Consider the following 16,953-nt stretch of genomic DNA (forward strand, 5'->3'; position numbering starts at 1 on the left):
GTTCCACTCTGTGTTTTTTAAGGGCAATGAGGTCCCGTGCGGGGGATAGCATCCCCCGCAGGAAACAACCGTTGGTTATGTGTTCAGTTCAAGGAACTAGTGTTTGAGTGCTTGCCTTACATAATCGGCAAGTTGCTTGTCTTGAACATCCGCCAGTGTCAGCAGCTTTATATGTCGACGAAACTTTCCCGAGCCTTCCAGAACCCCATGCGGATCGTCGAACAGATAGCCCTGGCCAAACTCCACCGACACGTGTCCGGTATAGGCATAGACCCCGCAGAAAGGCGCGACACGGGAAAACAGGATCCCCCCGTACTTCACCGATTCGGCGACCGTGCCGCAGCACTCCTCCACCACCTGGCGTACCCGTTGCACCACCTGCAGCAGGTGGCCGTGGGTACTGCCGATGTCCTCGAGCAAGGCCAGGACGGCATCCTCGGTTTTACGCATGCTTGGGCACTCCCTGCCGGTGTCTTGGGTCGGGCCGACCAATCACTGGCCCACCGGGGTGCACAGTTCCACCAGGGTCCCGGCCGGGCAGCGGACATAGGAAACCACCTGCCCCCAGGGCTTTTTCTGCACCGCCGCGTGTTCCGTGGCGCCGGCGGCCAGGGCCTTGGCATGGGCCTTGGGCACGTCGTCGGTGACCAGGGCGATCTCGATGCCCAGGGGTTGCTGCTGAGGGCTGCAGAACTGGTAGCCGCCTTCGCCGTTGGAATGGGCCAGTTCGCGACTGGCGAATGCCAGGGTGGTGGCGCCACTGTCGAGTTCACCGTAATCACCGGATTCGTCGAGAAAGCGCCGGGAGAAGCCGAAAGCGTCTTCGAAGAAACGGATCGAGGCTTCGACATCGGGGACATAAACAATCGTGTATCCAAACTTCACAGTGTCACTCCTTGATTGCTCTGTTTATGCGACTCGTGGTGCCGAAGGGCACCCGCGAGCCGGTGTGGATTTTCCCGGTAAGGCTGCACTTGCGCCAGCACTGAATGCCCCTGCCGCCCCGGGATCCACACCGGCGGCGCACCGACCGCTGATCTGCCCCATGAGCCTCTCACCCAGGCGCTTGACAAAAATCAAGCCCGTCGCCGCGTCTGGCGCCAGCATAGGGTCATGGCTGCAATGTGCAGACACCGGACCCGCCGGGTGCCTCGGCGTTGCTGCATTAACCTGGCGGAGATTGATCATGTCCGAGCCATCACGCTTCATGCTCGTCGTCTCGCCCCTGATGCACAAAAGCCCAGCCTTCGAACGGGCCGCGGCCCTGGCCAAGGCTTCGGACTCAGCGCTGCACATCGTCGCGTTCGACTACCTGGAAGGCCTGGCCACTGCCGGCATGGTCAACGGCCAGGCCCTGGAGCAGATGCGTCTGGGCTATGTCGAACGTCACCGCCAGTGGCTCGAAGAGCAGGCCCATCCCCTACGCAAGATCGGCGTCACGGTCACCACCGAGGTGGTCTGGGTGCAGAGCCCGCTGCAGGAGATCCTCATTCACCTCAAGGAGCAACCGATGGCCGCGCTGATCAAGGCGCTGGACCACGAGTCGCCGCTGTCGCGCCTGATGTTCACGCCTCTGGATGTTCACCTGCTGCGCGAGTGCCCGGTGCCTCTGCACTTTGTCAGCCATGTGCAGCACGCCCTGCCCCGCCGCATCGTCGCCGCTGTCGACCCGTTCCATCGCGATGGACGCTACCAGGGCCTGAATGACAGGATTTTGCGCGAAGCCGCAAAACTGGCGAGCACCTGCAATGCGGTGCTCGATGTCATCTATGCCCATGACCTGTCGTCCATCAGCGCCGCCGAATTCGGTTTCGACAACGCCTCGGCGTTCTTTTCCTCAAGCGTGGCCAAACTGTTCTTCGAAGCGCAGGGCGACGCCTTTCGCGAACTGGCCGAACGCAATGGCATCCCCGCCGAGAACCAGCACATGATCATGGGCGACCCGGCCAAGGTGCTGGCCAGTTATGCGGATGCCTACGATGTCGACATGATCGTCATGGGGCGGGTCCTCCGCCGGGGCATGGGACGCCTGATCGGCAACACGGTGGAACACCTGCTGTACCGGATGCCGTGCAGCGTGTGGGTGGTAGCGCCGGAGAACCTGGCTGAATGAGGCGGGCCGCATTCAGGCCACTGCTCCTGCATGCTCATCCACCGACCATCGAGCGGGCATCCTCAAGAATCAGGTCGGCGCCCTTCTCCGCCACCATCAACACCGCCGCGTGGGTGTTGCCGGAAGTGACGTTGGGGAAGATCGAGGCATCGACGATGCGCAGCGCCGCCAGGCCATGCACCTTGAGGCGTTTGTCCACCACCGAGCGCTGCTCGTCGCGGCCCATGGCGCAGGAACCGCACAGGTGGTAGATCGAGCCGCAGTTCTCGCGAAAGTACTGCAGCATCTGCTCATCACTGTCCACCGCCGGCCCCGGTAGCACCTCATCCAGGGTAATGCTCTTGAGCGCCGGGGCCTGCATGATCTTGCGCAGCAGCCGGCTGCCCTGGATCACCTCGGCTATGTCCTTGTCAGTGCTCAGGTAGTTGGGGTCGATCAGCGCTGCATCCCGAGGGTTGTTCGAGGCGATCTGGATGCTGCCGCGACTGGTGGGCCGGCAGGGGTTGAAGCACAGCAGGAAGCCGGAATACGGCTCGGGCTTGAGGCTGGCCTTGTTGCTCTTGGGAATCTGGTACGACAGCGGGTTGAAGTACAGCTGCAGGTTGGGGTGTTCCTGCCCCGGGTCGCCACGGAAGAAGCCGCCAGCCTGGTTGACACTCATGGCCAGCGCGCCCTTGCGCGTCAGCAGGTATTGCAGGCCCAGCTTGAGCTGGCCGAGCAGCGAGCTGAGCTGGTCGTTGAGGGTCGGCACATTGGCCTTGTAGTAGTAGCTGACGCACAAGTGGTCCTGCAGGTTTTGCCCGACCGCCGGCAGGTGGCGAACCAGAGGAATCTGGTGCCGGGCCAGCAACCCGCGATCACCGACACCAGAGAGTTGCAGGATCTTCGGCGTGTCCACCGCGCCGGCACAGAGGATCACTTCCTTGTTGGCGCTGAAGGTCCGGACCACCCCTTGCTGGGTCACGCGGACACCCGTGGCGCGCTGTTGCTGCTCATCGAACAGCACCCGGTCCACCAGCGCGTAATGCTCGACCTTGAGATTTGGCCGGCGCAACGCCGGATGCAGGTGGGCAAAACTGCTGGAGCAGCGCTGGCCATCGCGGGTGTTGACGTCGTAGATCCCCGCGCCCTCGAATCGGGCGCCATTGAAATCTTCGCTGCGCGAATAGCCCAGTTCCTCACAGCCCTTGAGGAACACATCGCAGATGGAATGGGTCTGCCCCTTCATCGGGGTGATGCTGATGGGGCCGCTGCCGCCGTGGTACTGGCTGTCTCCCAGGGGATGATTCTCCAGCTTGCGGAAATACGGCAGCACCTCGTCGAAGCTCCAGCCGTCGTTGCCATTGGCCGCCCAATCATCGAAATCATGGGCCTGACCGCGCACATAGATCATCGCGTTGATCGATCCGGAGCCCCCCTGGACCTTGCCCCGCGGCGCGTAGATCGCCCGGCCGTTGAGCTGCTTCTGCGGCTGGCTGTAGTACATCCAGTTGAAACGCGGGTTGTAATACATCTTGGCGAAACCCACCGGAATCTTGAACCAGAACGATGAGTCCTTGCCGCCCGCTTCCAGCAGCAATACCGAGTATTGGCCCGAGGCCGAGAGCCGGTTGGCCAGAACGCAGCCGGCGGCACCGGCGCCGGCGATGATGTAGTCGTATGTCATGCAGGGTTACCGCTCAGGTCGTATTGAAGGCAGCCATGCCGGCTGCCCATGCCCTGCCCGTCTCCGGGCGGGAAGTGCTCAGCCCTTGGCCGGGGAGTGGTCGTTGACGTCGGCCGGCGTCGCGGTCATTTGCAGGTGCAGACGTTCGCCGCTGTAAGGCGAGTGCCTGCGTACCACGTCCATGTTCAGCTCCACCCCCAGGCCCGGCTCGCTGGACGGGATGATGTAGCCGTCCTCCCATTGCAAAGGCTTGGTCAGCACTTCGGCGTGGAAGCCGCCCCAGGTCATGATGCTTTCCTGGATCAGGAAATTCGGCGTGCAGGCCGCCAGCTGGAAGCTCGCCGCCGCGCCAATCGGGCCGTTGTACAGGTGCGGGGCGATCTGCGCGTAGTAGACCTCGGCCATGCTGGCAATCTTCTTCGCCTCCAGCAGGCCACCGCAACGCGCCACGTTCATTTGCAGGATCGAGGCACCACCGGCCTGCAGCAGCTTGAAGAACTCGTACTTGGTGGTCAGGCGCTCACCGGTGGCGATCGGGATGCTGGTCTTGGCTGCCACCTGGGCCATGGCCTGCTCCTGGCCAGGCGGCACCGGTTCTTCGAACCACAGCGGGTCGTATTGCTCCAGGCGCTTGGCCAAGCGAATGGCCGAGGACGGCACCATCTGCCCATGGGTGCCGAACAGCAGGTCGCAGCGATTGCCCACCGCTTCACGGATCTTGCGGCAGAAGGTTTCACAGCGCTCCAGCACTTGCAGGGACAGCTGGTGCCCGGAGTACGCGGTGTAGGGGCCGGCCGGGTCGAACTTGAGGGCGGTGAAGCCCTGGTTCATGTTCTGTACCGCGCATTCGGCGGCCAGGTCCGGGTCGTCGTAGTCGTATTCGCCGCGGCTGTTCTGCGGATACAGATAGGTATAGGAGCGCAGGCGTTCATGGACCTTGCCCCCCAGCAGCTCGTACACCGGCTTGTTTGCCGCCTTGCCAATGATGTCCCAACAGGCCATCTCCAGGCCGCTGACCACGCCCATCATGGTCAGGTCCGGGCGCTGGGTGAACCCGCTGGAATAGGCCTGGCGGAAGAAGCGTTCGATGTGGTGCGGGTCCTGGTCCAGCAGATAGCGCTGGAACACGTCCTCGATGATCGGCCGCATCGCCTGGGGACCGAAGGTGGCGGCATAGATCTCGCCCACGCCTTCGATGCCGCAGGCGGTGCGCAGCTTGACGAATAGCCAGTACATGCCACCGATATGCGGTGGCGGGACAGCGACAATATGGGTTTCAAGGGCGACGATTTTCATCTCAGGCTCCTGTTTGCGAATGTGGCTGGGTACGCTTGATGCGAGCGCGCAAGGCGATCGCGGCCAGGGTGCCGAGGGCGCCGACCGCGGCGATGTAGCCGAAGTACAAGCGGTAGCCCAAGGCCCCGGGGAAGTGTTCGGTAAGGTAGCCGTTGATCAGCGGGATAAAGGCGTCCGGCAGGTAGCCCACCACCGAGACGATGCCGATGGCCAGGCCGGTGATGCGCAGGGGAATACGGCAGGTGTCGAGGATCGCCCAGTACAGCCCGCGAATGGCGTAGGTCATCAGACCGATGAAGATCACGGTGGCGATCAACAAGCCCAAGCTGCCCATGGCCGGGAACAGGATCAGCCCGACGATGCCCAGGGTGGCCAGCAACAGGGCGACGATCAACACCGAGATATTCGAGAAACGGTCACCCAGCCAGCCGCCACCAATGCCACCCAGCGGCCGCATCCACAGCTTGATGGTGGTGATGGTGCCGGCCATCACCGCGGTCATGCCGTTGCCCTGCAGGTAGTCGGAAAAGCTGTAGGTAGCCCAAAAGATGTGATAACCGCAGAACACGATGGCGGTTACCAGCCACAGCTCGGGGATTTTCACCAGGGTCGCCAGATCGCCGAGCAGGTTGAAACGCCCCTTTTCCACCGGTGCTGTGTCTTGCAGGGACTTGGGGTCCTTGAGCAGCACCAGCACGCAGCCGATGACGATGCAGGTAAAGGAATACAGGTAGACCACGTGACGGAAACCCTCGGCCGTCGACTCGCCGCGGGTCTCGGTGGCCAGGGCGAACAAACCCAGGGCCAGGGTCGCCAGCAAGGCTTCCACCAGGCCACGGCCGCCGTCGAGGATGCCGAAGAAACGCCCCTGCTCATTGTGGCGGGCAATCATCTTTACCCGTTTGAGCACCGAGGCCCAGAAGGTCAGCCCGGTGGTCAGCCCCCAGCAGCCGAAGATGATCATCAGCGACGTCAGTGATGGCGCAGTGGAGTACCACAGGCCCAGGGCACCGGTGGCCACCAGGGAGAAAAATATCAGCAAGCGCGGAGCGATACGATCCGCCAGCCAGCCGCTGGGCAGGTAGCTGATCAGGAAAATGGTGCCGAGCATGGAGTACAGGTAACCCAGCTCGCTGTGGTTGATGTGCAACACCTCAAGCATGGTGGTCTGGTAGACCTGACGCAGGTAGAGGATCGGGTAGATCGCTCCGGCGGCCAGCACCAGCAGCATCAGTTGAAAGTAACGACTGCCCTTGTCGCTGTGGCTCACCGGCAACCCGGCGGGGTCCTGGGCCGAGATCAGATCGGCTGCATGCTTAGACATAACGATGCCCTCGGGCGCCGGTAACCGGCGCCGCTCATTATTATTAGTGGGGCAGCGGCAAGCTTGGAGCTTCAAGCGGCAAGAACGACTGCGGTGTTCTTGCTTGCAGCTTGCGGCTGTCTTGATACAACGACGGCAAGCGGCAAAATCGATTGCACGCTTTTGCTGGGTGCTTACCGCTTGAAACGTGCAGCTGCCTTTAGAAAGGCATGACCACCAGGCGGGTCTGGGTGAACTCGAGCATGCCGTGCTTGCCGTCGTCACCGCCCAGCCCTGAGCGCTTCCAGCCGGCGTGGTAGCCCTGGTAGGGGTCAGCCGGGGTTCGGTTGACGTACAACTCGCCGGCCTGGATGGCCCCGGCGACTTTCATCGCGCTGCGGTAGTTCTCGGTGTAGAGCACCGAGGCCAGGCCGAACTGGTGGTCATTGGCCAAGGCCAGGGCTTCATCGATATCCCGGTACTTGAGCACCGGCAGGACCGGCCCGAAGATTTCCTCCTGAACGATCTCCATGTCCTGGCGGCACGCGCTGAGCAGCGTCGGCGGATAGAAATGCCCCGGCCCCTCGGGCATCACGCCACCGGCTTCGAGCACCGCGCCCTGGGCGACTGCCCGCTGCACCAGGCCATGGATCGCCTCCCGCGATGCCGCACTCACCAGAGGCCCCATGCGGCCCGGATCCTGGCGCCGATCACCGAATTGCACGGCGGCGATCCTGTCCTTGAGCAGGGCCAGGAAGCGCTCGTGCACGCTTTCATGGACATAGACCCGTTCCACTGCCGTGCACAACTGGCCGCAGTGGGTCGTCTTGGAAGCGATGATGGCGCTGGCGGCCTGCTCCAGGTCGGCGTCGGGCTCGATGATGGCCGGGGTCTTGCCGCCCAGTTCCAGGGACGGCTTGGCGATATTGGCCTTGCAGTAGTCGAGCACGATACGCCCGGCATTGACGCTGCCGGTCAGGGTGATCATGCCCACTGCAGGGTGGGTACAGACGGTGGCAGCGGTGGCGTGGTCCATGGTCAGGATGTTCACCACCCCAGGCGGCAGGCCGGCCTGCTGGACCGCCCGAGCGATTTCAAAAGCCGAGATCGGCGTGTTGTTGCTCGGACGCACCACCACCGTGTTGCCGGCGATCAGCGCCGGCGCCACCTTGCGCAGCAGGGTGTAGACCGGGTAGTTGAACGGGATCAGGCAAGCCACGACGCCAATCGCCTCGCGGTGCAGAAACAGCTTTTCGTCGGGGCTGTCGCTGGGAATGATCTCGCCCTCGATGCGGCGCGCCCATTCAGCGTGATAACGAGTGATCTGCGCGGCGTAACGGGCTTCGTTGCTGGCGTCCGCCAGGCTTTTGCCCGATTCGGCCGCCAGCGCCTGGCCAATGGCGTCGGCACGCGACTCCAGGGCATCGGCCAATGCGCGCAGATAGTCACCGCGCTGGATGCTGGTCAAGGCAGCCCATTTTTTCTGCGCCGCACAGGCGGCGGTCACCGCAGCATGGGCCTCTTCCTGAGTGGCGGCCGAGACATGCCCCACAAGGCTTTCGTCGGCCGGATCATAGACCGCGATGGATACGCCGCTGGCGGGTTTGATGAAGTCGCCGTTAACAAAATTCTGTTCAAGTTGCATGGAAGTTGCCCCGTCGTTGGCAGAGAAGTGGCGCAGGCAGCCTGGACGCAATCCAGGCCCGGCGATCAAAGGGTCTGGAGTGGCCGAGCGGTCACAGCGCAGCGATAGACGGACAGGGCTATGGCCTGCAGGCAAGGCGGGAAACCGCGGGCAAGGTGCAGCGACAGGCAATCGACAAGGACCGGATAGGGCATGGCTGGGCACTCGGGTTGTTGTTATGTGAGTGCAGGCAGTCTTGTCGTCCGGCACGACAAGGACAAACGATTAATTGCGCGGACTAACATGCAAAAAACGCAGGTTATGACGCACTGATGATGGTGGCCTGAAGGACCTCTTCGCTGGCACGCCAGCTCCTACACAGGTTGCGCATGTGGACTATTGTAGGAGTCGGCTTGCCGACGAAGGCGGTCGCGCGGCCTCTAGCCCAGGGGTGTGGAGGCTGTGGAGGGCTCAAGCTGGCGTTGCGCCAGCCAGATTTCTTCTTCGAGCCACTGGCTAAATACCTGCAGTTGCGGCAACGGAACCTGGGCTGGACGTGTCACCAGCCAGTAGGACTGGTGCCCCTCGACATGCACGTTGTGCACCTGGGTCAACTGCCCCGCTGCCAGTTCCGCCGCCACCATGTGCCAGTCGGCAATGGTAATCCCCAAGCCCTCGGTGGCCGCGTGGATGGCCAGATCCAGTAGGTCGAACTCATAGCCGCCCTGAGTATCGACCCCGGTGATCCGCGCGGCATCCAGCCAGTGCTTCCAGGTCAGGTAGCGCTGGTCTTCCCGGGCCAATACATGCAACAGGGTCATGCGTTTGAGATCGATGCCCTGTTCCGCCGATTCCCGGGCCAGCAGCGAAGGCGCGCAGACCGCGATGTGCCGCTCCTGAAACAATAGGGAGCTGTCCAGGCCATCCCACTCACCGTCACCAAAGCGGATCGCACAATCCAGGGTCGCGGTTTCCGCCAGGCTGTCCTGCAAACGCGTGGTCAGGCTCAGCTCCAATTCAGGGTGCTGCTCACGCAGACGTCCCAGGCGCGGCAACAGCCAGCGACTGGCGAAGGTTGGCGGTGCATTGAGGTGCAAGCGATTGGTGTGGGACTTTTGCGCAATGCCGCGCAACGTCAACTCGATCTTGTCGAAGGACTGGTGCAGGGCACGCAGCAATACTCGCCCGGCACTGGTCAGCTCCAGGTGATGATGGCGTCGTTTCAGCAGGCTTTCCCCCAACTGCTCCTCCAGTTGCCGGACCTGGCGGCTGACCGCGCTCTGGGTGACGTTGAGCAATTCGGCGGCCCGGGTAAAGCTGCCGGTGCTGCCGGCGACCTCGAAGGCCTTGAGCGCATTGAGCGCAGGCATTTTGCGTTTCACGACAGTCTCTCTGTGACAGCTGCAGGAGGCGCAAAGCATCGCATGCACCCGTAGACGGAATCCATGGGACTAACATTCGTTTTTGTCATGCGCAGGCGATGAATAAATCGTTTGTCGGGCCAAGAACAGATAGCAACACTGCAGGCACATTACAAAAACAACAACGAGTACCGCCCATGCCTCATTTCCCGCTTGTCTCGATGATCGCCACTGGCTGAAGCCACAGCGTTCACCCCCCTCTCAATCCTTTCACCCTTGGCTGCCGCCCTTGCCGCGGCCGGGTTCATCGCACCCGACAATAACAATCCGGGAGAAAACCCCATGCTTTCCAAACGCTCCGGCTTTCTGTGCAACATTGCCCTGCTGGGCAGCCTCACCACCCCCGCTCTGGCCGTGCAAGTCACCGACCACCTGGACCTGGGCGGCGCGGTTCGTGCGCGCTGGGACTACGACCCGGACCGGGATATCCAGACCTTCAACTTCGACACCGCGATTCTCAGTGCCAAGTACAGCTCCGACACCTGGATCGGCGCCGCCAAGTACCGCTTCTACGGGCGCGCCTACCCCTACCGCTACACCGACAAGGTGGGCGACATCGCCTTTGCCGAGAGCGCCTGGATCGGCTACCGGTTCAACCCCGAGCAGCAGGTACAGGTCGGCCTGAACCAGATTCCCTTCGGCCTGCAGCCGTATTTTGGCAGCACCTTTTTTGAAACCCTGGGCAACGTGGTGGGGCTGGAGGACATCGAGCAGATCGGTGCCAAGTACATCCAGCAGAGCGGGGACTGGAACCTCCAGGCCGGCTACTACCTGCGTCCCGCCTGGCAGGGCAAGGGCACCAGCAACGGCCGCACCTATTCCAGCGTTGTGTCTTCGGCCGACAGCTACGTGGCCGACGGCAGCGACAACCGCGAACGCAACACCCTGGTGCTGCGGGTGGCGCGGGCCGTGCAATTGGGTGACTGGGCATCGGAAGTCGGAGTCTCGGGCCTGACCTCGACCCTGAAGAACAACGACACCCACAACGACGGCAGACGCAATGCCTTGGCCGTCCACTACCTGGGTAAGAACGGCCCGTGGGGCGTGCAATTGCAGGCAGCGCGCCAGCAGATGTCGCCACGCAATCCGGGCACCGATGAGTTGGTCACTCTGGGCGGCTACGACGGCACCTTCAACGTCGCCAGCCGCGGCAACCTGTATGTCGCCGACCTGAGTTACGACGTCGACGGCAAGTACCTGTTCGATCAGATCAGCGGGGTCAAGCTGTACGCCAACTACAGCGCCTTCGACAAATCGGCCAGCGACTACAAAACATCCCAGCGGATGATCCTCGGCAGCTCGTTCTCGCTGAGCAAACTGTGGATAGCCACCGAATGGCTGTTCGGCAAGAACGATCCGTACATAGGCGGTAGCAGTTATGCCCAGAGCCTGGGGGCCGGAGGCAGCAACCAGTGGGAAAACCAGGTGTATGTGAATATCGGCTACTACTTCTGAATTCTTGCCGGCCCTTTCGCTGGCAAGCCAGCTCCTACAGTTGGCAGGAGAATATGTATCTCTCTGTAGGAGCCGGCTTGCCGGCGAAAGCGATCTCACGGACCTCTTGGCGGGCAAGCCAACCTCCGCAAAGGGCACCTACAGGCTAAGATGGGCGCCCTAGATGAAGTGCCCTACAACAACAATAAACCTGCCCCGCCACTTCCAGCGCTCAGCCCGCCAGGCGCGGATCGCTACAGCCTGGCGCCAGGTGCGGAGTCTGCCCGCCATGCGCCAACTGCCCTCCCTGAACATGCTCCGGGTCTTCGAGGAAGTCGCCCGCCATCGCAGTTTCAGCCAGGCCGCCCACGCCCTCAACGTCACCCAGGGCGCGGTCAGCCGACAGATCAAGCAATTGGAAGACTACCTCGGCGTGGCGCTGTTCAGCCGCTCCCCGCAAGGGCTCGCGCTGACCGAGGCCGGCGCAGCGCTGGCGCCTAACCTGGGGCAGGCCTTCGATCATATGGAGCGTGCCCTGCAAGCCTTGCGCGTGCCCAACCTGCGCCAGCGCCTGCGCATCGTCGCCCCACCGACCTGGGCCACCCGCTGGCTGTCCGCGCAACTGCGGGACTTCTGCCAGCGCTACCCGGACATCAGCCTCAGCGTGACCCAGCACAACAGCCACGACAGCCCGGCCGAAGTCGACTGCGAGATCCGCTTCGGCCTGCAGGCCGCCACCCATTGCCAGAGCCAATTGCTGGTGATGGAACGACACATTGCCGTGGCCAGCCCGGAGCTGTTCAGCAATGGCCAGGCACCGGACCTTCGGCGCTTTCCCCTACTGCACATACTCCATGGGGACAAGCGTTTGCCGGTCTGGGAAAACTGGTTGGCAAGCATGGGCCGCGACGACATCGACGCCCGGACGGGATTGGAGTTCAGCACCCTGGACCAGGTGATCCACACCGCGCTGGCCGGCGGTGGGCTGGCGGTGATCGACCGGCAGATGATCGAACGGGAGCTGGCGGACGGACGCCTGCTGCCGATCACCCCGGTAGAGGTGATCGGCCCTTATGGCTATTGGCTGGACGTGGCGAACGACAAACAGGGGCTTTCCAAAGTGCAACTGTTCACCCAGTGGCTGAGCCTGGTGAGCAATCCCTGAGTCGGCTTCTCGTAGGAGCTGGCTCGCCAGCGAAGGCGGCAGCAAGCCATGCAAGACGCAGGGCCGCTTCGCCGGCCAGCGGGCTCCTGCATCAGCGTTGCGAACGCGATATCAGATCGGCGAGGCAACCTTGGGCAGTTCGCTGCCGGTCGAGTCAGCGGCGCTGACGCTGCACGCCTGGCTCAGCGTCAAGGACTTGGTCTCTGGTGCCCAGGCCCAGGAAATCAGCGCCCCCAGGGCCAGAATCCCGGCAAGGATGCCCATGGTCGGGCTGAGGCCGATCCCAGCCACGCTCACCGGTAGCAGGAAGGTGCTGATCGCCGACCCCAGGCGGCTCACCGCGGTGGCCAGGCCAATGCCGCTGGCGCGCACCTCCGTTGGAAAACTCTCTGCCGGAAACACCCCCACCAGGTTGCTCACCGCCGACAGCACCAGGGTAAACAACCCGAACAGCAGCACCATCAACCAGGCTGCGCTACCCGGCAGCACCGCCAGCAGCAACAGCGCCACCGCGAGGATGATGAAGGAGTTGATCAGGAACCCGCGGCGGGAAAACTTCACCGTGCACCAGATGCCGATCAGCGCGCCGAGGATCAGCAGCAGGTTGAGCATCAGTTCGGTGCCGAAGCCCTCGGCCAGGCCCATCTTCTGCAAGATCGACGGCAGGAAGGTGTAGATGGCGAAGTACGGCATGACAATGCAGACGAAGAACAGGCAGTTGAACGCGGTGCGCTTGCGGTACTCGCGGCTGAACAGCACGCCATAGCCGGAGCGGGTCTCGCCGGAGGGCTGTTCGTCCAGGACCACGTTGGCCCCCAGGTGCTTGTGCACGATGGCCCGGGCTTCGGCAAGACGCCCGCGGTTGACCAGCCAGCGCGGCGACTCCGGGGTGCCGATGCGCGCCAGCAGGATCAGCCCGGCGGGAATCGCCGAGGAGGCCAGCATCCAGCGCCAGGCATCGTCGCCGAGGCTGAGCATCGCGGTGCCGACAAAGGTTGCGGCGACGTAGCCGAAGGTCCAGATCACGCTGAACGAGCCCAGCAGCACGCCACGGTGCTTCTTCGGGGCGAATTCGGCGAGCATCGCGTGGCCGACGCTGAAATCGCCCCCCAGGCCGATGCCGATCAGCACCCGGCAGAGAAACAGGCCCATGGCAGTCTCGGCATAGAACTGCAGCACCGAGGCCAGGGTGATCAGCACGAAACTGACCAGGAAGATCTTCTGCCGCCCCAGGTGATCGGAGATCCAGCCGAAGAACAGGCTGCCGATGAACAGCCCCATCAGTGCCGAAGCACCGATCAGGCCCTGCCAGAATGCATCGAGTTGCATCTGGGGGCTTAGCAGGGTGAAAGCGATGCCGATCAGGCCGAGGATGTAGCCGTCGGTGAAGTGCGCGCCGAAGGTCAGGCCGGCGATTTTCAGATGGAACCGGCCAATGGGCAGGTCATCGATCTTGAGGGTTGCAGTGCTCATGTTCGTCTCCATTTATTGTTGTTGAATCAGAGATGAATCGGTGCGGGCATCCGCCCGTAGGAGCCGGTGCGCCATTGCGCTGACAAGCACAACGCCGCCCGGCCGGCTCCTACAACGCGAGGGCCGAGGGCTAGAGGCCGCCCATCAGCAGGTATTTGATCTCCAGGTAGTCGTCCAGACCGTAGCGGGAGCCTTCGCGACCAAGGCCCGATTCCTTGATCCCGCCAAAGGGCGCCACTTCAGTGGAAATGATGCCTTCATTGATGCCCACCATGCCCGCTTCCAGGCCCTCGGCCATGCGCCAGACCCGACCGATGTCGCGACTGTAGAAATAGGCCGACAGACCGAATGGCGTGTCGTTGGCCCGCTGCAGCACTTCGGCCTCGTCCTGGAAACGGAAGCACGCCGCCACCGGGCCGAAGGTTTCTTCCTGGGCGATCAGCATCTCGCCGCTGACCTCGGTGAGGATGGTCGGCTCGAAGAAGGTGCCGCCCAGGGCATGGCGACGACCGCCGCAGAGCAGCCGGGCGCCCTTCTCCAGCGCATCGCCGACATGCGCCTCGACCTTGGCCAGGGCCGCCGCATTGATCAGCGGCCCCTGCTCGGTATCGCCCTCCAGGGCGCTGCCGACCCGCAGCGCGGCAACCGCCTCGGCCAGCTTGGCGGTGAAGGCCTCATACACGCCGTCCTGGATGAAGAAGCGGTTGACGCAGACACAGGTCTGCCCGGTGTTGCGGAACTTCGAGGCCATGGCGCCCTTGACCGCGGCATCCAGGTCGGCGTCGTCGAAGACAATGAACGGTGCATTGCCTCCCAGCTCCAGAGAGACTTTCTTCAAGGTGTCGGCGGCCTGGCGCATCAGCAGTTTGCCGGTGCGGGTCGAGCCGGTGAACGACAGCTTGCGCACCACGCTCGAAGCCTGCAGCGCCTGGCCAATGGCGGGCGCATCGCCGGAGACGATGTTCAACACCCCGGCGGGAATGCCCGCCTGCTCCGCCAGCACCCCAAGGGCAAAGGCCGAAAGCGGGGTTTCTTCCGAGGGCTTGAGGATCATCGTGCAACCGGCGGCCAGGGCTGGACCGACCTTGCGCGTGACCATGGCCAGGGGGAAGTTCCACGGAGTGATCGCCGCGACTACGCCAATCGGCTCCTTGGTCACGATGATCCGCGCGTCGGCCTTGTGGCTGGGGATCACGTCGCCGTAGGCGCGCTTGGCCTCCTCGCCGAACCATTCGAGGAAGCTTGCGGCATAGACCACTTCGCCCATGGCTTCGGCTAGGGGCTTGCCCTGTTCGCGGCTGAGCAAGGTGGCCAGTTCGCGCTGCTGGGCCAGCATCAGCTCGCTCCAGCGCTTGAGTCGCTGGCTGCGCTCCTTGGCGGTGAGTGCGCGCCAGGCGGGCAAGGCGCGCTGGGCGGCGGCAATGGCCAGGCGAGTTTCTTCGGCGCCAGCCTTTTGCACCTGGGCAATCCGTTCGCCATTGGCCGGGTTGTACACCGGGTAGCTGACGCCGCCGCTGGACCATTGGCCATCGATGAAATGACCGGTACGAATCAACGCGCTCATGCCATGGCCTCGGTCAGGGAAAAGCGCTCCAGCCCCGGACGGGCCGTGCGCAGAATACGTTTGCCGGCGGTGTAGTCGTTGATCACATCGCAGGGGGTGTAGTTGCGCTCCAGCTCGTGCAGCTCCTCGGCATCCAGCGCGGTATCCAGCGCTGCCAGGGCGCTGTCGAACTGCGCCGTGGTATCGGCCCCCACCAGCATGCAATCGACCCCGGCATGGTTGAGCACCCAGGCCTGGGCCACCTGGGCATTGGACAGGCCGCGGGCACGGGCCACGCGTTGCACCGAGCGGGCGATCTGCAACGAGGCCTCGTCGCTGTACATCTGCTGGGTGAAGAAGTCGGTCTGGTTGCGGGTCGACTGCACGTCGCCAGTGAGCAGGCCCCGGGCCAGCGGGCTGAACACCGAGACGCCCAGGCCCTGGTCACGGCAGAACGGAATCATCTCGCGCTCTTCCTCGCGGTAGGCGCAGTTGAGCTGCAGCTGCATGTTGATCGGCTTGACCCAGCCGTGGCGCTCACAGGCCATGAGCAGCTTCGCCAGCTGCCCGGTGAGCATGGTGGAGACGCCGATATAGCGAGCCTTGCCGGCGCGGACGATGTCGTTCAGCGCCTGCATGGTTTCTTCCACCGGGGTGTTCACATCGAAGTAATGCAGCATGAACACATCGACGTAATCCATGCCCAAGCGCTTGAGCGAGGCATCGATGCTGTCGAGGATGTGCTTGCGCGAATGGCCGCTGGCATTGATCCCGCTGCGGGTGCCGTAGCCGACCTTGGTGGTGATCACCAGGTCTTCGCGGCGTGCCAAGCGCTTGACGATGCGCCCCACCACTTCTTCGCCGACGCCTGCGGAATAGAAATCCGCCAGGTCGATGAAATTCACGCCGTGGTCCAGGGCGTGGGCGACGATGGGCTCACTCTGCTTCTCATCGAAGATCCACGGCTTCCAGTCCGGGGTGCCCATGTTCATGGTGCCCAAACACAGGCGCGAGACTTGCAGGCCGGAGTGGCCCAGACGAATGTATTGCATGCTGCGCTCCTCAGGCCTTGGGGGTGTAGAACGGGTTGCTGATCTGGTTCACCACATCCGCCAACTGGGCGCGCTCGGGCTTGCCGTTCAGGGCCGCGCGAATCGCCGTGCGGCAGGCGTTGTAGTTGTTGAGGTAGACCGCATCCAGATCATCGCAGTCCGGATTGACCCAGTTGGCGGTGACGATTGCCCAGTGGTCTTCGGCTTCGGCCGGCAAGGTGCCGTCCAGCAGCGCTTCGAGCACTGCCTTGGCAATACCGGCCTGGGATGCGCCCCAGGTGGCGTTGCCATGCAGCTCGCTGGCAATGGCCGCCTTGTTCACATACAGGGTCATGGGCTTGACCGGGATGTTGGGCTGGGCAATCACCATGAACGGGCAATGGCCCTGGCTCGGCGAGGCCAGGCTGTTGGCGAAGGCCTGGCCGGCAGGACCGTTGCGCGGCCCGATGAGGATGTTGATATGAGCGGCATTGACGCCTGGGCCTTCGAAGCCTTCGCCGATGTAGAGGTCGAGTGGTTGCATGGGTCTTTACTCTTTGCGGACACAATGGAAGAAATGACGCGGGGCCGGCAGTACCGGGCCCGCTACGTTTCGTTGCTTGAGTTCAAAGAGCGCGAGTGCAGAGGGACGCAGGGTTGACCCTGCAGGTGAACGGTAACGGACTGAGTCATGGCGCAAACGCTCTTTGTTGTTATGGATGAGCTGTGTTTGCGATGTTGTAGCACCGGGCTGGCGGGGGCCCGTAACCATTAAAAGTCATGCGGCCATGAGCTTTAGTCATAGCCGTGGACTTGTATCGTTCGAGGGTGGTTTCGGACCTTGGGCAGGGCCGGAAAAGCAGAGATCACGGCGCTTGGCCGGC

General features: G+C 63.2%; 14 protein-coding genes. 3 read left to right on the forward strand and 11 right to left on the reverse strand.

Going from position 1 to position 16,953, the window contains the following annotated elements; genetic code table 11:
• Positions 1–96: 96 nt before the first annotated feature.
• Together PST29_RS17975 and PST29_RS17980 are read right to left on the reverse strand one after the other, a co-directional pair.
• Positions 97–450, reverse strand: coding sequence for a DUF1801 domain-containing protein (locus tag PST29_RS17975; protein WP_060839859.1), 354 nt, complete (start codon positions 448–450; stop codon positions 97–99).
• A 42-nt stretch (positions 451–492) separates the two neighbouring features.
• Positions 493–885: a VOC family protein gene (locus PST29_RS17980; RefSeq protein WP_060843933.1), complete on the reverse strand. Its 393-nt coding sequence runs from the start codon at positions 883–885 to the stop codon at positions 493–495.
• Positions 886–1,186: 301 nt separating this feature from the next.
• Here PST29_RS17980 and PST29_RS17985 point away from each other — a divergent pair, with 301 nt between their 5' ends.
• The gene (locus tag PST29_RS17985) at positions 1,187–2,113 is read left to right on the forward strand and encodes a universal stress protein (protein WP_060843934.1); all 927 of its coding nucleotides are present in this window, start codon (positions 1,187–1,189) and stop codon (positions 2,111–2,113) included.
• Positions 2,114–2,147: 34 nt separating this feature from the next.
• On the opposite strand, the gene PST29_RS17990 is transcribed toward PST29_RS17985, so the two are convergent.
• The 5 genes from PST29_RS17990 to PST29_RS18010 all read right to left on the reverse strand — a co-directional run bounded on the left by PST29_RS17990 (position 2,148) and on the right by PST29_RS18010 (position 9,384).
• Positions 2,148–3,779 (reverse strand): GMC family oxidoreductase, encoded by a 1,632-nt coding sequence (locus PST29_RS17990; RefSeq protein WP_060843935.1) that lies wholly within the window; start codon positions 3,777–3,779, stop codon positions 2,148–2,150.
• A gap of 78 nt (positions 3,780–3,857) precedes the next feature.
• Positions 3,858–5,075: a mandelate racemase/muconate lactonizing enzyme family protein gene (locus PST29_RS17995; RefSeq protein WP_060843936.1), complete on the reverse strand. Its 1,218-nt coding sequence runs from the start codon at positions 5,073–5,075 to the stop codon at positions 3,858–3,860.
• Between the two features lies 1 nt (position 5,076).
• Positions 5,077–6,399, reverse strand: a complete 1,323-nt coding sequence (locus tag PST29_RS18000) for an MFS transporter (RefSeq protein WP_060843937.1) — start codon at positions 6,397–6,399, stop codon at positions 5,077–5,079.
• Between the two features lie 199 nt (positions 6,400–6,598).
• Positions 6,599–8,023, reverse strand: coding sequence for an aldehyde dehydrogenase (aldA, locus tag PST29_RS18005; protein WP_060843938.1), 1,425 nt, complete (start codon positions 8,021–8,023; stop codon positions 6,599–6,601).
• Between the two features lie 419 nt (positions 8,024–8,442).
• Positions 8,443–9,384 carry a LysR substrate-binding domain-containing protein gene (locus PST29_RS18010; RefSeq protein WP_060839882.1) on the reverse strand — a complete coding sequence of 314 codons (942 nt, stop codon included), beginning with the start codon at positions 9,382–9,384 and terminating at the stop codon, positions 8,443–8,445.
• A 321-nt stretch (positions 9,385–9,705) separates the two neighbouring features.
• Between PST29_RS18010 and PST29_RS18015 the strand changes: the two genes are divergently transcribed.
• Together PST29_RS18015 and PST29_RS18020 are read left to right on the forward strand one after the other, a co-directional pair.
• A complete protein-coding gene (locus PST29_RS18015; protein ID WP_060843939.1) occupies positions 9,706–10,878 on the forward strand; it encodes a hypothetical protein in 1,173 nt (390 codons plus the stop codon).
• A 268-nt stretch (positions 10,879–11,146) separates the two neighbouring features.
• A complete protein-coding gene (locus PST29_RS18020) occupies positions 11,147–12,022 on the forward strand; it encodes a LysR substrate-binding domain-containing protein (RefSeq protein WP_060843940.1) in 876 nt (291 codons plus the stop codon).
• Positions 12,023–12,133: 111 nt separating this feature from the next.
• Here the strand turns inward: PST29_RS18020 and PST29_RS18025 are convergent, their stop codons facing one another.
• The 4 genes from PST29_RS18025 to fae all read right to left on the reverse strand — a co-directional run bounded on the left by PST29_RS18025 (position 12,134) and on the right by fae (position 16,613).
• The gene (locus PST29_RS18025) at positions 12,134–13,495 is read right to left on the reverse strand and encodes an MFS transporter (protein ID WP_060843941.1); all 1,362 of its coding nucleotides are present in this window, start codon (positions 13,493–13,495) and stop codon (positions 12,134–12,136) included.
• Positions 13,496–13,625: 130 nt separating this feature from the next.
• Positions 13,626–15,059 carry an NAD-dependent succinate-semialdehyde dehydrogenase gene (locus PST29_RS18030; RefSeq protein ID WP_060843942.1) on the reverse strand — a complete coding sequence of 478 codons (1,434 nt, stop codon included), beginning with the start codon at positions 15,057–15,059 and terminating at the stop codon, positions 13,626–13,628.
• Positions 15,056–16,090, reverse strand: a complete 1,035-nt coding sequence (locus PST29_RS18035) for an aldo/keto reductase (protein ID WP_060839887.1) — start codon at positions 16,088–16,090, stop codon at positions 15,056–15,058. The genes PST29_RS18030 and PST29_RS18035 overlap by 4 nt, the downstream gene beginning before the upstream one ends.
• Before the next feature lie 10 nt (positions 16,091–16,100).
• Positions 16,101–16,613 carry a formaldehyde-activating enzyme gene (gene fae / locus PST29_RS18040; RefSeq protein ID WP_060843943.1) on the reverse strand — a complete coding sequence of 171 codons (513 nt, stop codon included), beginning with the start codon at positions 16,611–16,613 and terminating at the stop codon, positions 16,101–16,103.
• Positions 16,614–16,953: the final 340 nt, after the last annotated feature.

This window comes from Pseudomonas sp. St29 (assembly GCF_001547915.1).
Classification (GTDB): Bacteria; Pseudomonadota; Gammaproteobacteria; order Pseudomonadales; family Pseudomonadaceae; genus Aquipseudomonas.